Origin of the sequence: Dyella sp., from assembly GCF_035685805.1 — a bacterium.
Taxonomy (GTDB): domain Bacteria; phylum Pseudomonadota; class Gammaproteobacteria; order Xanthomonadales; family Rhodanobacteraceae; genus Dyella_A.
In genome coordinates, this window is record NZ_DASSAB010000060.1 from 44,404 (window position 1) to 61,647 (window position 17,244).

At 64.8% G+C, this 17,244-nt stretch carries 17 protein-coding genes and 1 tRNA gene; all 18 read left to right on the top strand.

Annotation, left to right across the window (positions count from 1 at the left end):
* Window positions 1-12: 12 nt before the first annotated feature.
* The 18 genes from VFG40_RS17060 (at window position 13) to rimP (ending at window position 17,216) form a co-directional block, all read left to right on the top strand.
* Window positions 13-894, top strand: coding sequence for a PIG-L deacetylase family protein (locus VFG40_RS17060; RefSeq protein ID WP_324899750.1), 882 nt, complete (start codon window positions 13-15; stop codon window positions 892-894).
* Between the two features lie 88 nt (window positions 895-982).
* A complete protein-coding gene (locus VFG40_RS17065) occupies window positions 983-1,336 on the top strand; it encodes a PilZ domain-containing protein (protein ID WP_324899752.1) in 354 nt (117 codons plus the stop codon).
* A 254-nt stretch (window positions 1,337-1,590) separates the two neighbouring features.
* The gene (locus tag VFG40_RS17070; protein ID WP_324899754.1) at window positions 1,591-1,947 is read left to right on the top strand and encodes an NADH-quinone oxidoreductase subunit A; all 357 of its coding nucleotides are present in this window, start codon (window positions 1,591-1,593) and stop codon (window positions 1,945-1,947) included.
* Window positions 1,944-2,495, top strand: a complete 552-nt coding sequence (locus VFG40_RS17075) for a NuoB/complex I 20 kDa subunit family protein (protein ID WP_324899756.1) — start codon at window positions 1,944-1,946, stop codon at window positions 2,493-2,495. Before VFG40_RS17070 ends, VFG40_RS17075 begins: the two co-directional genes overlap by 4 nt.
* 13 nt (window positions 2,496-2,508) lie before the next feature.
* The gene (locus VFG40_RS17080; RefSeq protein ID WP_324899758.1) at window positions 2,509-3,237 is read left to right on the top strand and encodes an NADH-quinone oxidoreductase subunit C; all 729 of its coding nucleotides are present in this window, start codon (window positions 2,509-2,511) and stop codon (window positions 3,235-3,237) included.
* Window positions 3,238-3,239: 2 nt separating this feature from the next.
* Entirely contained in the window at window positions 3,240-4,496 is a 1,257-nt protein-coding gene (locus VFG40_RS17085) for an NADH-quinone oxidoreductase subunit D (RefSeq protein WP_324899760.1), read from the top strand.
* An 18-nt stretch (window positions 4,497-4,514) separates the two neighbouring features.
* Complete coding sequence (gene nuoE / locus VFG40_RS17090; RefSeq protein WP_324899763.1) at window positions 4,515-5,042, top strand: NADH-quinone oxidoreductase subunit NuoE; 528 nt, start codon at window positions 4,515-4,517, stop codon at window positions 5,040-5,042.
* Window positions 5,043-5,045: 3 nt separating this feature from the next.
* The gene (nuoF, locus tag VFG40_RS17095) at window positions 5,046-6,371 is read left to right on the top strand and encodes an NADH-quinone oxidoreductase subunit NuoF (protein ID WP_324899765.1); all 1,326 of its coding nucleotides are present in this window, start codon (window positions 5,046-5,048) and stop codon (window positions 6,369-6,371) included.
* The gene (gene nuoG, locus VFG40_RS17100; RefSeq protein WP_324899767.1) at window positions 6,368-8,698 is read left to right on the top strand and encodes an NADH-quinone oxidoreductase subunit NuoG; all 2,331 of its coding nucleotides are present in this window, start codon (window positions 6,368-6,370) and stop codon (window positions 8,696-8,698) included. Before nuoF ends, nuoG begins: the two co-directional genes overlap by 4 nt.
* 4 nt (window positions 8,699-8,702) lie before the next feature.
* Window positions 8,703-9,755 carry an NADH-quinone oxidoreductase subunit NuoH gene (gene nuoH / locus VFG40_RS17105; protein ID WP_324899770.1) on the top strand — a complete coding sequence of 351 codons (1,053 nt, stop codon included), beginning with the start codon at window positions 8,703-8,705 and terminating at the stop codon, window positions 9,753-9,755.
* A gap of 8 nt (window positions 9,756-9,763) precedes the next feature.
* Window positions 9,764-10,255: an NADH-quinone oxidoreductase subunit NuoI gene (nuoI, locus tag VFG40_RS17110; RefSeq protein ID WP_324899772.1), complete on the top strand. Its 492-nt coding sequence runs from the start codon at window positions 9,764-9,766 to the stop codon at window positions 10,253-10,255.
* A 10-nt stretch (window positions 10,256-10,265) separates the two neighbouring features.
* Window positions 10,266-10,934: an NADH-quinone oxidoreductase subunit J gene (locus VFG40_RS17115; RefSeq protein WP_324899774.1), complete on the top strand. Its 669-nt coding sequence runs from the start codon at window positions 10,266-10,268 to the stop codon at window positions 10,932-10,934.
* On the top strand, window positions 10,931-11,236 hold the full coding sequence (gene nuoK, locus VFG40_RS17120) for an NADH-quinone oxidoreductase subunit NuoK (protein WP_324899776.1): 306 nt from the start codon (window positions 10,931-10,933) through the stop codon (window positions 11,234-11,236). Before VFG40_RS17115 ends, nuoK begins: the two co-directional genes overlap by 4 nt.
* Window positions 11,237-11,240: 4 nt before the next feature.
* Entirely contained in the window at window positions 11,241-13,334 is a 2,094-nt protein-coding gene (nuoL, locus tag VFG40_RS17125; RefSeq protein ID WP_324899778.1) for an NADH-quinone oxidoreductase subunit L, read from the top strand.
* Between the two features lie 15 nt (window positions 13,335-13,349).
* Window positions 13,350-14,858 (top strand): NADH-quinone oxidoreductase subunit M, encoded by a 1,509-nt coding sequence (locus VFG40_RS17130; RefSeq protein ID WP_324899780.1) that lies wholly within the window; start codon window positions 13,350-13,352, stop codon window positions 14,856-14,858.
* Window positions 14,859-14,870: 12 nt separating this feature from the next.
* On the top strand, window positions 14,871-16,325 hold the full coding sequence (nuoN, locus tag VFG40_RS17135) for an NADH-quinone oxidoreductase subunit NuoN (protein ID WP_324899782.1): 1,455 nt from the start codon (window positions 14,871-14,873) through the stop codon (window positions 16,323-16,325).
* A gap of 75 nt (window positions 16,326-16,400) precedes the next feature.
* A tRNA-Met gene (locus VFG40_RS17140) sits at window positions 16,401-16,477 on the top strand.
* Window positions 16,478-16,676: 199 nt separating this feature from the next.
* Window positions 16,677-17,216: a ribosome maturation factor RimP gene (rimP, locus tag VFG40_RS17145; RefSeq protein ID WP_324899784.1), complete on the top strand. Its 540-nt coding sequence runs from the start codon at window positions 16,677-16,679 to the stop codon at window positions 17,214-17,216.
* Window positions 17,217-17,244 lie beyond the last annotated feature (28 nt).

Sequence of the window (17,244 nt, forward strand, 5' to 3'; positions counted from 1 at the left end):
GGCTTCCCGATCATGGCTTGGCCCTCGTCCGCGCAGACCCGCCTGCTGGTGGTGGCGCCTCACCCCGACGACGAGACGCTCGCCGGCGGCGTGCTTGTCCAGCAGGTGCTGGCCGCCGGCGGCGCGGTGCACGTGTTGCTGCTGACCGATGGCGACAACAATCCGTGGCCGCAGCGCTGGCTGGAGCGGCGTTGGCGCATCGGGCCGGCCGAGCGGCAGCGCTGGGCAAGCCTGCGCCGGAGCGAGCTGTGCGAGGCGATGGGTGTGCTGGGGCTGCCTCCGCATGCGCTGACTGCATTCGGCTGGCCGGACCAGGGGCTGACCCGCCGGCTGCAGACGTCTGCCGGCGAGTCGCGCGCCGCCGTACGCGCCGTGCTGGACGCTTTCGAGCCCACGGTGGTGGCGATGCCGGCGCTGGAGGATCGCCATCCCGACCACAGTGCCGCCCATGTGGTGATGCGCCTGGCGTTGGCCGACCTGGTGCCGGCACCGGCCATGCTGCTCTACACGGTGCACACAAGCGCGGCCGCGTCGGCTGGCGACATCGCGCTGCAAGCCGATGCTGCCCAGCAGCGGCGCAAGCATCAGGCGCTGGCGTGCCACCGCACTCAGCTCGCTCTCAGCGGCAAGCGCATGCAACGTCTGGCTGCGCGTACCGAGTCCTACCGCTTCCAGCCCGCCGCGCCGTGCGACGCGCTGCCATGGCATCCGCCGCGCGCGGTGTGGCCATGGCTCACCCTCACCATGGTGAGCGCCGAGGGCGGCCGGGTGCTGTCGTGGAATCCGGCGGCCACCGCGCCGCACGACGCGCCCACAGTCTTTGCCAAGCTGCAGCTGGCCTGGCCGTCGCTGTGGATTTTCGACCACTGGGGCTGGTGCGAACTGCGGCGATGACCCGCCCGTCGCGCTTTGCGCCCGCCCTCGCGCATCGCTACGATGGCGTCCTGCCATCCGATCTGCGGATGGCCCGCCAGGAGCCGGCATGAATCCCGTCGTCGCCCGCCAGGGCATCCTCTCGCTTAAGATCAAGGACATTCCTTCGCTGTATGCGGCGTACATGCCTTTCCTGAAGCAGGGCGGGCTGTTCGCGGCGACCACCCAGCGCTACGCGCTTGGCGACGAGGTGGTGTTGCTGATCAGCCTCATCGACGAGAGCGAACGGATGTCGGTCGCGGGCAAGGTGGTGTGGATCAGCCCCGTGGGTGCACAGGGCAACCGCCCGGCTGGAATCGGCGTGCATTTCAACGAGTCCAGCGACGGCGAAGTCGCGCGTCAGCGGATCGAGAACCTGCTCGCAGGCATGACCGCATCGGACCGCGCAACCAGCACCATGTGACGCACGCCCGGCAGGACGCGCACGGCGACGCAAGGTCGCCAAAACGCCGCACCGCAATACTTGTCGCGTCACCTGCCTGCACTGATACAATAGTGCGATCCCCGAAACAGATCGCAGCTGATCGAACGCTCGCAAACGGATTGCGAGCGACCGTGACGAAGCCAATCGCTGTCGTCGCCCTTCGCTGAAGCTGCTCCCGGACCGTCCATTCCACGGTCACTGATGCGCCCGCGGGCGCGGAGGTACGTTGCATCGTGCTCGCCGAATACTGGCCCATCCTGTTGTTCATCGGCGTTGCCACCGGCCTGGGCCTGGTGCTGCTCGCCGTCGGTCTGCTCGCCGGTCCGCGCCGTCCGGAAGCGGAAAAACTTGCGCCGTACGAGTGCGGCTTCGAAGCCTTCGAAGATGCGCGCATGCGTTTCGACGTGCGCTATTACCTGCTGGCGATTCTTTTCATCATCTTCGATCTGGAAATCGCCTTCCTGTTTCCGTGGGCGGTGGTGTTCCAGAAGATCGGCCTCACCGCGCTGATCGAGATGGCGCTGTTCCTGCTGCTGCTGGTGATCGGCTTCGCCTACGTCTGGAAGAAGGGAGCGCTGGAATGGGAATGATGTCTTCCGTCGAGCGGGTGATGCACAACCCGCAGCCGCTGAACCTGGTCGACGACATCCTGCGTCCGGCCGGCGACAACCCGATCGTGCAGCGCGGCTTCGCCACCACCTCGGTCGATGCGCTGATGAACTGGGCGCGCACCGGCTCGATGTGGCCGATGACCTTCGGCCTGGCCTGCTGCGCGGTCGAAATGATGCATGCCGGTGCCGCGCGACTGGACCTGGACCGCTACGGCGTGATCTTCCGCCCCAGTCCGCGCCAGAGCGACGTGATGATCGTGGCCGGCACCCTGGTCAACAAGATGGCCCCGGCGCTGCGCAAGGTCTACGACCAGATGCCCGATCCCAAGTGGGTGATCTCGATGGGCAGCTGCGCCAACGGTGGCGGCTACTACCACTACTCGTATTCGGTGGTGCGCGGCTGCGACCGCATCGTGCCCGTGGACATCTACGTGCCCGGTTGCCCGCCTACGGCTGAAGCGCTGATCCACGGCATCCTGCAACTGCAGAAGAAGATTCGCCGTACCAGCACCATCGCGCGTTCCTGAAGGCGCTTGCCCCATGACTGACACGCAAGACACTTCGCTCGCCGCCCGGCTGGCTGCCCGCTTCGGCGACACCCTCGCCATCAGCGTGGTTCGTCGCGAAACGACCGTCGAGCTGGCTGCCGCGGACCTGCTGGCCGTGGCCACTGCGCTGCGCGACGAGCCGCAGTTCCGCTTTGGCGAGCTGATTGACCTGTGCGGCATCGACTACCTCGGCTACGGCCAGACCGAGTGGGAAACCGACACCGCTGCCGGCGACGGCTTCTCGCGCGGCGTGGAAGGCGCTGCGATGGGTCGCTTCAACTGGGAGGGCCGCCCGCTGCCTGGGCGTAGCCCCCGGCGCTACGCCGTGGTGGTGCACCTGCTGTCGATCGAGAACAACCAGCGGCTGCGCCTGCGCGTGTTCGGCGAGGACGACACGCTGCCGGTGGTGCCGTCGCTCACCTCGGTGTGGGCGGGCGTCAACTGGTTCGAGCGCGAGGCCTTCGACATGTACGGCATCCTGTTCGACGGCCATCCGGATCTGCGCCGCATCCTCACCGACTACGGCTTCGTCGGGCATCCGTTCCGCAAGGATTTCCCGCTGATCGGAAACGTCGAGGTGCGCTACGACGCCGAGCAGAAGCGCGTGATCTACCAACCGGTCACGATCGAGCCGCGCGTGCTAGTGCCGCGCACCATCCGCGACGACGCCGATCTGCTGCAGGCCAAGGCCGAGGCCGCCGACCACTGGCGGGAGAACTGAGAATGGCCCAGGAAATCCGCAACTACACGATGAACTTCGGCCCGCAGCATCCCGCAGCCCACGGCGTGCTGCGCCTGGTGCTGGAGATGGACGGCGAGACCATCGTGCGCGCCGACCCGCACGTGGGCCTGCTGCACCGTGGCACCGAAAAGCTGGCCGAATCCAAGCCGTTCAACCAGTCGATCGGCTACATGGATCGCCTCGACTACGTGTCGATGATGTGCAACGAGCACGCCTACGTGCGTGCCATCGAGACACTGCTCGGCGTCGAGCCGCCGGAGCGCGCGCTCTACATCCGCACCATGTTCGACGAGATCACCCGGATCCTGAACCACCTGATGTGGATCGGCTCGAACGCGCTCGATCTGGGCGCGATGGCGGTGTTCCTGTACGCGTTCCGCGAGCGCGAAGAGCTGATGGACTGCTACGAGGCAGTTTCCGGCGCGCGCATGCATGCCACCTATTACCGCCCCGGCGGCGTCTACCGCGACCTGCCTGCGCAGATGTCGCAGTACCGCGAGTCGCCCTGGCACAAGGGCGCCGACCTCAAGCGCCTGAACAGCTGGCGCGGAGGGTCGATGCTCGACTTCCTCGATGCGTTCACGGCCGACTTCCCGTCGAAGGTGGACGAGTACGAGGAATTGCTCACCAACAACCGTATCTGGAAGCAGCGCACCGTCGGCATTGGCGTGATCAGCCCGGAGATGGCCCAGCAGTGGGGCATGACCGGCGCGATGCTGCGCGGTTCCGGCGTGGAGTGGGATCTGCGCAAGAAGCAGCCGTACGCCAAGTACGCGCAGATGGACTTCGATATCCCGGTCGGCGTCAACGGCGACTGCTACGACCGTTACCTGGTGCGCGTGGAAGAAATGCGCCAGTCCAATCGCATCATCCAGCAGTGCGTGAAGTGGCTGCGGGCCAATCCGGGCCCGGTGATGCTGAAGAACTTCAAGGTCGCGCCGCCGTCGCGCGAAGAGATGAAGGAGGACATGGAAGCCATGATCCATCACTTCAAGCTCTTCACCGAGGGCTACGGCGTGCCCGCCGGCGAAACCTATTGCGCGGTCGAGGCGCCGAAGGGCGAGTTCGGTTGCTACCTGGTGTCCGACGGCGCCAACAAGCCGTTCCGCGTGCACCTGCGCGCGCCGGGCTTCGCGCATCTCTCGTCGATCGATCCCATCGTGAGCGGCCACATGCTGGCCGACGTGGTGGCGATGATCGGTACCTACGACCTCGTGTTCGGCGAAGTCGATCGCTGAGCCGGAGGAAAGAACCCCATGAAAGCCACCGGACATTTCGATCAGGTCAAGAACGTTGACCCGCTCGTCGTACTCACCGAGCACACCCGCCATCACATCGATGCGTGGGTGGCCAAGTTTCCGCCCGATCGCAAACGCTCGGCGCTGATCCAGGCGTTGTTCGCCGCGCAAGAGCAGAACCAGGGTTTCCTCACCGACGAACTGATCACTGCGGTGGCGAAGTACCTCGATCTGCCGTCGGTGTGGGCGTACGAGGTTTCGAGCTTTTATTCGATGCTGGAAACCAAGCCGGTTGGCCGCAACAACGTGGCGATCTGCACCAACATTTCCTGCTGGTTGAACGGCGCCGAGGAGCTGGTGCGTCACTGCGAAAAGAAACTCGGCGTGAAGCTCGGCGAGAGCACCGCGGACGGTCGCGTGTACCTGAAGAAAGAGGAAGAGTGCATTGCGGCGTGCGTGCGCGCGCCGGCAATGACCGTCAACGGGCATTACCACGAAAACCTGGACGTCCAGACGCTCGACAAGATTCTGGACGGGTTGGAGTAGATCATGGCAGTCGGACCCGCACCGCAAGAACATCAGGTTGTCCTGACCACACTACATTTCGACAAGCCGTGGGCGATCGGCAGCTACGAGCAAGTGGACGGCTACAAGGCGTGGCGCAAGATCCTCGCCGAGAAGCCCGACCCCGCGACGCTGATCGAGGAGATCAAGAAGAGCGCCCTCCGTGGTCGCGGCGGCGCAGGTTTTCCGACCGGGCTGAAATGGTCGTTCATGCCCAAGGGCACGATGCAGAAGTACATGCTGTGCAACTCCGACGAATCGGAGCCCGGCACCTCGCATGACCGCGACATCCTGCGCTACAACCCGCATGCCGTCATCGAGGGCCTGGCGATCGGCTGCTACTGCACCGGTGCCACGGTCGGTTACAACTATCTGCGCGGGGAGTTCCATCACGAGCCGTTCGAGCATTTCGAAGAAGCGCTGAAAGAGGCTTATGCCGCGGGTCTGCTGGGCAAAAACATCCTGGGCAGCGGCATCGACGTGGATATCCATACCGCGCTCGGCGCCGGCGCCTACATCTGCGGCGAAGAAACGGCGCTGATGGAGTCGCTTGAAGGCAAGAAGGGTCAGCCTCGGTTCAAGCCGCCGTTCCCGGCCAACTTCGGCCTGTATGGCAAGCCCACCACCATCAACAACACCGAGACGTATGCCTCGGTGCCGGCGATCCTGCGCAACGGCGCGGACTGGTTCCTCAATCTGGGCAAGCCGAACAACGGTGGCGTCAAGGTCTTTTCGGTCTCCGGCCACGTGGCCAGGCCGGGCAATTTCGAGATCCGACTCGGCACGCCGTTCAAGGATCTGCTGGAGATGGCCGGCGGCATGCGCCCGGGTCGCACGTTGAAGGCGGTGATCCCCGGCGGCGTCTCCATGAAGGTGTTGCCGGCGGACATCATGATGGACCTGACGATGGACTTTGACGCCATCCAGAAGGCCGGTTCGGGCCTCGGCTCGGGTGCGGTGGTGGTGATGGACGACACCACATGCATGGTCAAGGCCTGCCACCGTATCTCGCGTTTCTACATGGCCGAATCCTGCGGCCAGTGCACGCCGTGCCGCGAAGGCACCGGCTGGATGTATCGCGTGCTGTCGCGCATCGTCGAGGGCAATGGGACGCAGGACGATCTGCATCGCCTGAAAGCGGTGGCCGGGCAGATCGAGGGGCACACCATCTGCGCCTTCGGTGAAGCCGCCGCGTGGCCGGTGCAGGGTTTCCTGGGCCGCTTCTGGCATGAATTCGAATACTTCGTCGAGCACGGTCGGTCGATGACCGACGACGCGTTCGCAAAAACCGACCGTGGAGTTGCCGCATGAGTGCGCAGCCGGTAAATAACGCGGCGCCCGATCTGCTGAACATCGAGATCGACGGCAAGCCGACGCAGATCCGCAAGGGCGCCATGATCATCGAGGCGGCCGACGGCATCGGCGTGCCGATCCCGCGGTTCTGCTACCACCGCAAGCTGCCGATCGCCGCCAACTGCCGCATGTGCCTGGTCGACGTGGAGATGGGCGGCAAGCTGATGCCCAAGCCACAGCCGGCCTGCGCCACGCCGGTTGCCGAAGGCATGAAGGTGATGACGCGCTCGGACAAGGCGCTGAAGTTCCAGAAGGACGTGATGGAGTTCCTTCTGATCAACCATCCGCTCGACTGCCCGATCTGCGATCAGGGCGGCGAGTGCGAGCTGCAGGACGTGTCGCTGGGCTACGGCCGGGGCGTGTCGCGCTACACCGAGCGCAAGCGCACCGTGGCCGACGAGAACATCGGGCCGCTGGTCGCCACCGAGATGACCCGCTGCATCCAGTGCACCCGCTGCGTGCGCTTCACCAGCGAGATCGCCGGCACCTACGAGCTCGGCGGCATGAACCGCGGCGAGAACCTGCAGATCGGCACCTATATCGGCAAGACGATCGAGACCGAGCTGTCCGGCAACATCATCGACGTCTGCCCGGTGGGGGCGCTGACCAACAAGCCGTTCCAGTTCCAGGCGCGGCCGTGGGAGCTCATCGCGCGGCCTTCGATCGGCTATCACGACGCGCTGGGCTCGAACCTGTGGCTGCACACCCGTCGTGGCGAAGTGCTGCGCACGGTGCCGCGAGACAACGAGTCGATCAACGAGTGCTGGCTGGCCGACCGCGACCGTTACAGCTATCAGGGCCTGTACGCCGCCGACCGGGTCACGGCACCGGAGGTCAAGCGGGACGGCCGCTGGCAGCCGACCACCTGGGAGGATGCGCTGTCGTTCGCCGCCGAAGCGCTGCGCAAGACGCCGGGCAGCGAGCTCGGTGTACTGGCGCATCCGGCGACGTCGAGCGAGGAGGGTGACCTGCTGCTGCGCCTCGCCCGCGGCCTGGGTAGTGCTCACGTGGATCATCGCCTGCGCCAGCGCGATTTTGCCGATGCCGCGGTGGCATCACCGTTTGCCATGCCCGTGGCCGCGGTGGCCCAGGTCAAGGCGGCCCTGCTGATCGGTTCGCAACTGCGTCACGAAATGCCCCTGCTGAACCACCGCCTGCACCAGGCGGTGAAGGCGGGGGCACGGGTCTATGCCGTCAACCCCGCTGGCTTCGACTTCAACTATCGGCTGGCCGGCGAGGCGGTGGTGGCGCCGCACGCGCTGGTCCAGGCCACGCTGTCACTGGCCAAGGCCGCGGTTGCGGCGGGCGCCGAAGCCCCTGCGGCACTCGCCGATGCCATTGGCAGTGCCGAGTTCGACCAGGGCGATGCAGATGCGCTTGCCGCGCTCAAGCAGGGCGAGTCGCTGATCGTGCTCGGCGAGCTGGCCGTGACGCATCCGGAGGCCTCCTGGCTACGGGCGATTGCGCGGTTCCTCGCCGATGCCACGGGGGCCGCACTGAACGAGCTGCCGGTGGGCGCCAATGCGGTCGGGCTGGCCCGGGTAGGCGTCTTGCCGGGCAACGGCGGCCTCGATGCTCAGGCAATGCTGACGCAGCCGCGCAAGGGTTACCTGCTGTATGGCGTGGAGCCGCCGCACGATTTCGCCGATGGCGAGGCAGCGTTGCGTGCGCTGCACGGCGCCGAGACCGTGGTGGCGTTCTCGGCGTATGCCAGCGCCACGCTGCGTGACGTGGCCGACGTGATCCTGCCGATCGCACTGCTGCCCGAGATCGACGCCACGCTGGTGAACGTGGACGGTGTGGCACAGCAGCAGTTGGCCGGCGCCAAGGCGCCGGGCCAGGTGCGGCAGGGCTGGAAGGTGCTGCGTGCACTGGGCGGCCTGATGCAGCTGGCCGGGTTCGAGTTCGACGACATGGCGAGCCTGCGCGAGGGCATGCAGCAGCGTGCCGCCCATGCCGCCGGCCATGCGTTGGCCCAGCGTGCCCCTGCCGCGGGGCTGAGCCGGCTCGCGATCTGGCCGATCTATCGCATGGATGCGGTACTCCGCCGTGCTCCTGCGCTCAACGCCCATCCACTGAACCGCGCCCCGGCGGTCCGCCTCAACGCGGACGAGGCGGCGCGGCAGGGGCTTGGCGATGGCGCCGCGGCACGCGTGGGCAACGTGGCCCTGCCGGTCGTGCTCGACGCTGCGGTGCCAGACGGCGCGGTGTGGATCGATGCAGCCCACGAGCTCACCGCCACCCTGCCGGCTTACGGCGCGTCCATTTCACTCAGCAAGGCCTGACCCGATGCTTGAGCAACTTTTCAATCAGGTGGGTCTGCCGGTCCTGTACATCGTGGCGATCGTGCTGCCGCTGATCATCGCCGTGGCGATGTTCGTGTACTGGGAGCGCAAGGTCATCGGCTGGATGCACGTGCGCATGGGGCCGAACAAGATCGGTCCGCTGGGCTTGCTGCAGGCGTTCGCGGACGTAGTCAAGCTGCTGATCAAGGAAGTGATCCTGCCGACCAACGCCAACCGTTTCCTGTACTACCTGGCGCCGTTGCTGGCGCTGGTGCCCGCGCTGGCGGCGTGGGCGGTGATCCCCTTCGGCGAGCGGATGGTGCTGGCCAACGTCAACGCGGGGCTGCTCTACCTGCTGGCAATGACCTCGCTGGGCGTGTACGGGATCATCCTTGCCGGCTGGGCTTCCAACTCGCGCTACGCGCTGCTGGGCGCCATGCGTTCGGCCGCGCAGGTGATCTCCTACGAACTGGCGATGGGCTTGTGCCTGGTCTGCGTGCTGGTGCTCGCCGGCTCGCTCAATCTCAGCGACATCGTGCATGCGCAGGCCGGCAACAAGGGCATGCTCGAGTGGTTCATGTGGCCGCTGCTGCCGGTGTTCGTGATCTATTTCATCTCCGGCGTGGCCGAAACCAACCGTGCGCCGTTCGACGTGGCCGAGGGCGAGTCGGAGATCGTGGCGGGATTCCACGTGGAGTATTCCGGTTCGGCGTTCGCGATCTTCTTCCTGGCCGAATACGCCAACATGATCCTGGTCAGCTTCCTGGCATCGATCCTGTTCCTGGGCGGCTGGCTCAGCCCGCTGCAGGGCGTGGTGCATGCCGACGCCCCGAACTGGATCAACTGGATCTGGACGGGCGGCTTCGCGTGGTTGTTCATCAAGGCCTTCGTGATGAGCTTCCTGTTCCTCTGGTTCCGCGCCAGCTTCCCGCGCTACCGCTATGACCAGATCATGCGGCTCGGCTGGAAGGTATTCATTCCCATCACCATCGCATGGGTTCTCGTGGCCGGCTGCATGAAGTATTTCGGCTGGGTCAGCATCGGCACGGGGGTCTGAAGAAAGCCATGTCCCGCATTACCCACTATTTCAAGAGCCTGCTGCTCATCGAGCTGCTCAAGGGCATGGGCCTGACCATGCGCTACATGTTCAAGCCCAAGTACACGATGCGCTACCCGATGGAGCACATCCCCAAGTCGAACCGCTTTCGCGGGCTGCACGCACTGCGCCGTTATCCGAACGGCGAGGAGCGCTGCATTGCCTGCAAGCTGTGCGAGGCGGTGTGCCCGGCGCTGGCAATCACGATCGACTCGGCGCCGCGTGCCAGTGACGGGCAGCGTCGCACCACGCGCTACGACATCGATCTGTTCAAGTGCATTTTCTGCGGCTTCTGCGAAGAGAGCTGCCCGGTCGACTCCATCGTCGAGACCTCGATCCACGAGTACCACTTCGAGCAGCGTGGCGAGGCGATCGTGACCAAGCCGCAGCTGCTGGCCATCGGCGACCGTTTCGAGGTGGACATTGCTGCGGCCCGCGCGCAAGACGCGGCGTACCGGTGAGGGCAGGGACATGATCAATCCACAGTTGTTCCAGCTCATCTGCTTCTACGCATTCGCCGGCGTGACCGTCGCCTCTGCGCTGGCGGTCATCACCCTGCGCAACTCGGTGCACGCCGTGCTTGCCCTGGTGCTCACTTTCTTTTCCAGTGCCTGCCTGTGGCTGCTGGCGGAGGCGGAATTCCTGGCGATCGCGCTGATCGTGGTCTACGTCGGCGCCGTGATGGTGCTGTTCCTGTTCGTGGTGATGATGCTCGACATCGACCAGGAGAAGGTGCGCGAGGGCTTCGTGAAGTTCCTCCCGGTGGGGCTCGTCGTTGCGTTGGTGATGCTCGGCGAGATGCTCGCGCTGATCGGCGTGCGCGCGATGCATGCAACGGCACTGGGGCCGAATCCGGCCACGGTGGCGGGTGTTACGAACACCGCGTGGCTGGGCGGTGCGCTCTACACCGAATACCTGCTGCCGTTCGAGATCGCGGCACTGATCCTGACGGTGGGCGTGGTGGCAGCCGTGGCCCTGACGCTGCGTCATCGGGGCGGAATCCGCCACCAGACCGCAAGCCAGCAGGTTTTCACCAATCCCGCCGATCGCCTGCGCATCGTCAAGATGGCGCCGGATCTTTCTTACGACCGGCCAGCCGACGCGGCCGTCGCGAGCCTGCCCGAGGAGCCCAAGGCATGATCACGCTCTCGCACTACATCGTGCTCGGCGCGGTGCTTTTCTGCATCTCGGTCGCCGGCCTGTTCATCAACCGCAAGAACGTCATCGTGCTGCTGATGGCGATCGAGCTGATGCTGCTGGCGGTGAACATGAACTTCGTCGCGTTCTCGCGCTTCCTGGGCGACGTGTCCGGGCAGGTGTTCGTGTTCTTCATCCTTACCGTGGCTGCGGCGGAATCCGCCATCGGCCTGGCGATCCTGGTCCTGCTGTTCCGCAATCGCAGCACGATCAACGTCGCCGAAATCGACAGCATGAAGGGTTGACCCGATGCAGCTTTCGACATCCATTCTGCTGCTCATTGCCCTGGCGCCACTGGCTGGTTGCCTGCTGGCGGGCTTTTTCGGCAAGTTCATCGGCCGGGCCGGCGCGCACAGCGCCACCATCGCAGGCCTGCTGGTCGCCTGCGGGCTCTCGTTCTACGTGCTTTACCAGACGACGGCCGGCGGCGCGGCCGTCTACAACCAGAACCTGTACACCTGGTTCGAGATCGGCAAGTTCAGCGCCAGCGTCGGTTTCCTGGTCGATCATCTGACCGCGATGATGATGGTGGTGGTGACGTTCGTGTCGCTGCTGGTGCACGTGTACACGATTGGCTACATGGCTGAAGACCCCGGCTATCAGCGCTTCTTCAGCTACATCTCGCTGTTCACCTTCTCGATGTTGATGCTCGTGATGAGCAACAACTTCATGCAGCTGTTCTTCGGCTGGGAAGCGGTGGGCCTAGTGTCGTATCTGCTGATCGGCTTCTGGTACAAGCGACCGACCGCCATCTTTGCCAACCTCAAGGCGTTCCTGGTCAACCGCGTGGGCGATTTCGGCTTTCTGCTCGGCATCGCCGCGGTGCTGTATTTCCTCGGCACCATGGACTACGCGACCGCGTTTGCCGGTGCGCCGTCACTGGTCGGGAAGACGCTGCAGATCACCCAGAACCACGCGTGGGACGCAGCCACCGTGATCTGCGTACTGTTGTTCATCGGCGCCATGGGCAAGTCGGCCCAGGTGCCGCTGCACGTGTGGCTGCCCGATTCAATGGAAGGCCCGACCCCGATTTCGGCGCTGATCCACGCCGCGACGATGGTGACGGCGGGCATCTTCATGGTGGCGCGCATGTCGCCGCTGTACGAGCTGTCCGGCTCGGCGCTGAGCTTCGTGATGGTGATCGGCGCGACGGGTGCCCTTTTCACCGGCCTGATCGGCATCGTGCAGAACGACATCAAACGGGTCGTCGCGTACTCCACGCTGTCGCAGCTCGGCTACATGACGGTCGCGTTGGGCGTGTCGGCGTATTCCGGCGCGGTGTTCCACCTGATGACCCACGCGTTCTTCAAGGCGCTGCTGTTCCTGGGCGCCGGCTCGGTGATCATCGCCATGCACCATGAGCAGGACATGCGCTACATGGGCGGCCTGCGCAAGTACATGCCGATCACCTGGATCACCATGTGGATCGGTTCGCTGGCGCTGTGCGGCGTGCCGTTCTTCGCCGGGTTCTATTCCAAGGACGCGATCATCGAGGCGGTGGGCGAATCGCACCGCTGGGGCTCGGGCTATGCGTATTTCTGCGTGATGGCCGGTGCTTTCGTCACCGCGCTGTACACCTTCCGCCAGATGTACCTGACCTTCCACGGCAAGGAGCGCTTCACCGTGGTGGCCGAGCACGGCCATGGGCACGACCATCACCCGGTCGACGATCCTTCCGTGCCGCATCACGATGCGCACGGCGAGGAGCACGGCGCCACGCACGACGAGCACCATGCCGGTCATGAGCCGGGTGTGCTGCATCACGCGCCCAAGGAGTCGCCGTGGGTAGTGACGCTGCCGCTGGTGCTGCTGGCCATTCCGTCGCTGCTGGTGGGCTTCTTCACCGTCGGGCCGATGCTGTTCGGTGACTGGTTCGGTCAGGCGATCCACGTGGACGAAGCGAACAACGTGCTCGGAGAGCTAGCGCACGAATTCCACGGGGCGCTGCCGATGGCGCTGCACGGCTTCCTGCAGATGCCGTTCTTCCTCGTGCTGGCGGCGTTCGTCATCACCACCTACATCTACCTGTTCAACCCCGCGCTGGCCGGTTCGATCAAGAAGGCGCTCAAGCCGCTGTGGGTCGTGCTCGACCGCAAGTACTGGGTCGACGACCTGTACTTCGCCCTTTTCGCCCGCGGCGGCGTCAAGCTTGGTCGGTTCTTCTGGAGGGCGGGCGACGCGGCGGTCATCGACGGCGCGCTGGTCAACGGCTCGGCCGGTTTGGTGCAGCGCATCGCCAGCGGCGCGCGCCGCCTGCAATCCGGCTACCTCTACCACTACGCCTTCGCGATGATTCTTGGCCTGATCCTGCTGCTCGGCGGATTCTGGCTGGTCGGGCAATAAAGGGAACTCAGCTCCATGTTCAATCATTTGCTCAGCCTGCTGATCTGGCTCCCGGTCGTTGGCGCCGTTCCCGTGCTGCTGGCCGGCCATGGCAAGCCGAACCTTGCGCGTTGGCTCGCGTTGCTGGTGGCGGTGCTCGCGTTTGTCGTGAGCCTGTTCCTGCTGGTCCAGTACGACCCGGCCAACCGTGCCATGCAGCTGGTGGAGGACCACCTGTGGATTGCCTCCCTCGGCGTACATTACGGCCTGGCCGTCGATGGCATCTCGGTGGCGCTGATCGTGCTCACCACGTTCGTGAGCATCCTCGTCATCGTCGGCGCCTGGGAGGTGATCCAGGACAAGCCGCACCAGTACATGGCGGCCATGCTGGTGCTCGAGGGGCTGATGATCGGCGTGTTCTGCGCCACCGACGCGCTGCTGTTCTACGTGTTCTTCGAGGCCATGCTGATCCCGATGTTCATCCTCATCGGCATCTGGGGTGGTCCGCGCCGCGTCTACGCCACGTTGAAGTTCTTCATCTACACGTTCCTCGGCTCGATCTTCATGCTGGTCGGCCTGATCTACCTGTACCTGAAGGCCGGCACGTTCGACCTGCACACGCTGGCGGCGCTGCCGCTGACGTTGAGCGAGCAGAGCTGGCTGTTCTTCGCCTTCCTGCTGGCGTTCGCGGTCAAGGTGCCGATGGTGCCGGTGCATACCTGGCTTCCCGACGCCCATGTGGAAGCGCCTACCGGCGGTTCCGTGGTGCTGGCGGCAGTCATGCTGAAGATCGGTGGCTACGGATTCCTGCGGTTCTCGTTGCCGATCGTTCCCGATGCGTCGGCGCACTTTGCCCCGCTGGTGATCGTGCTCAGCCTCGTCGCCGTGGTCTACATCGGCTACGTGGCGCTGGTGCAGGAGGACATGAAAAAGCTGGTGGCGTATTCGTCGGTGGCCCACATGGGCTTCGTCACGCTCGGCATCTTCATTGCCTTCATGCTGGTGCGCGACAGCGGCAACCTCGACATGGCCAAGCTCGGCATGCAGGGTGCGATGGTGCAGATGATTTCGCACGGCTTCGTGTCCGGCGCGATGTTCACCTGCATCGGCGTGTTGTACGACCGCATGCATACGCGCCAGATCAAGGACTACGGCGGCGTCATCAACGTGATGCCCTGGTTCGGCTTCTTCTACGTGTTGTTCGCCATGGCCAACTCCGGCTTGCCGGGCACCAGTGGCTTCGTCGGCGAGTTCATGGTGGTGCTGGCCAGCTTCTCCGCCAACCCGTGGATCGCCTTGTTCGCCGCCTTCACGTTGATCATCGGCGCGGCCTACACGCTGTGGATGGTCAAGCGGGTGCTGTGGGGAGAGGTCACCAACCATCACGTGGCCGAAATGAAGGAGATCAACGGTCGCGAGACGTTCGTGCTGGTTGCCTTCGCCGTTGCCGTGCTTGCGCTGGGCATCTGGCCGCAGCCGCTGATCCACCTGATGGACACCTCGGTGTCGCAGCTGGTCCAGCAGCTCGCTGTTCACAAGATCTGATCGGGACCGACCATGCCCTCAATGAATGACATCCTGATCCTGCTGCCGGAGTTCTACCTGGTGGCGGCCGCGTGCCTGCTGTTGCTGCTGGACGCGTTCATGAAGCCGGAGCAGCGCGGCCTGCTGCACTGGCTTTCCATCGCCGTGGTGGCGGTGGCGATTTATCTGGTGGTGGCCGGTGCGCCGCCGGTGCCGGTGAGGGCGTTCCACGGCATGTTCCTGCGTGACGGCGTCGCCACCGTGCTCAAGGTTTTCGCCTTGCTGACCACGATCCTGGTGTTCGTGTATTCCCGGCCGTATCTGCGCGACCGCAAGCTTTTCCTCGGCGAGTTCTACACGCTGATGATCTTCGCGCTGATCGGCGTGATGCTGCTGGTGTCGGCGGGCAACCTGGTCACCGTATACCTGGGGCTGGAGCTGCTTTCGCTGTCTTCCTACGCGCTGGTTGCACTCAATCGCGACGCACCGCTGCCCTCGGAGGCAGCCATGAAGTACTTCGTGCTCGGTGCACTCGCGTCCGGCATGCTGCTGTACGGCATGTCGATGGTGTACGGCGCTTCAGGCATGGGCGGTGCGGCAACGCTCGAGCTGTCGCGCTTGCAGCACGTGATGGGCTACACCACTGCGCCGACGCTGCTGCTGTTCGGGCTGGTGTTCATGGTGGTGGGCATCAGCTTCAAGCTGGGTGTCGCGCCGTTCCACATGTGGATTCCCGATGTCTACCAGGGTGCGCCGACCCCGGTTACCACGTTCATCGCCTCCGCGTCGAAGCTCGCCGCGTTCGGCATGGCCTATCGGTTGCTGGCCGGAAGCATGGGTGAAGTAGCGCACCAGTGGCAGTTGATGCTGGCGGTGCTGGCGGTGCTGTCGCTGGCGATCGGCAACCTGGTCGCGATCGTGCAGACGAACCTCAAGCGCATGCTGGCCTATTCGACCATCTCGCACATGGGTTACCTGCTGCTCGGGCTCGCGGCAGCCAATCCCGAGGGCTATTCGGCAGCGTTGTTCTACGCCATCAGCTATGCGTTGATGAGCACGGCGTCGTTCGGCGTGATCCTGGCGCTGTCGCGGGCAGGTTTCGAGTGCGAGGAGATCGACGACCTTCGCGGCCTCAACCAGCGCTCGCCCTGGTTCGCCTTCCTCATGCTGCTGGTGATGGTGTCGCTGGCCGGCGTGCCGCCGATGTTCGGCTTCTTCGCCAAGCTGCTGGTGTTGCAGGCGGCGATCCATGCCGGGCTGATGTGGCTGGCCATCGTCGGTGCCGTGTTCGCGATCATCGGCCTGTACTACTACCTGCGCGTGGTCAAGGTGATGTACTTCGACAAGCCGCTGGAAGGGTCGGAGCTGCGTGCACAGGCTGATGGCTCGCTGCGGATCGTGCTTTCGCTGAACGCGCTGGGTCTGCTGGCGCTGGGCCTGTACTGGGGACCGCTGATCGCGTGGTGCCGCAGCGCGTTCCCGGTCTGAGGCAACTTTCTGACAGAAAAAGCGACAAGAGGCTTGCAAGAAATCGGCCATGTCGCTATAGTTTGCGGACTCTGATGCGGGGTGGAGCAGTCTGGCAGCTCGTCGGGCTCATAACCCGAAGGTCGCAGGTTCGAATCCTGCCCCCGCTACCAGATCTTTCTTAGAACAAGAAAGCCTCCTCGTGAGGCTTTTTTGTTGGGCGCAAGGAAGCGTCGCATACTGGCCGGGCATCTGCCTGCAGGCCGGTAGCCCGGAAAGGCTGGATGAGCCGGCACATCGGCGTGGTAAGGGACTGGGCCGTTTCGAGCCCTTTTTTTGTTTCTGGCGATTGGAAAAACGATCCGGACCGACATGGATACGCAGGCACTGGCAAAACGCTTCACCGACGTTCTGGCCGATCTCGGGCTGGAATGCCTCGGTGTCGAGTTCACCCCGTCGCATGGGCAGAGTACGCTTCGCGTTTACCTCGACGTGCTGGACCGCTCCGGCGGCCGCGAGGTGAACGTCGACGACTGCGAGTCCGCGAGCCGCGAACTCTCGGCACTGCTGGACGTGGAAGACCCGGTTCCGGGTCATTACGTGCTGGAAGTGTCCTCGCCCGGTATCGATCGTCCGTTGTTCACCGCCGAGCAGTTCGCGCGCGTGCCGGGGCAGGAAGTGAAGATCCTGCTCAAGGCGCCCATCGAGGGTCGCCGCCGCCTGCGCGGCAAGCTGGTTCAGGTGGAGGGCGAGCGGATCGTGCTGGAAGCGGAAGGCAAGACATTCGAATTCGACCATGCGGACGTGGAAAGCGCGCGCGTGGTGCCGGACTGGGTGGCGCTCGGCTACGTGCCGCAGCCCAAGCGCGGCGGCAAGACACCGGCCAAGACGGCCCCCAAGTCATCCATCTGAAAGCGATCGGGCGTCCGCTGGACGCTAA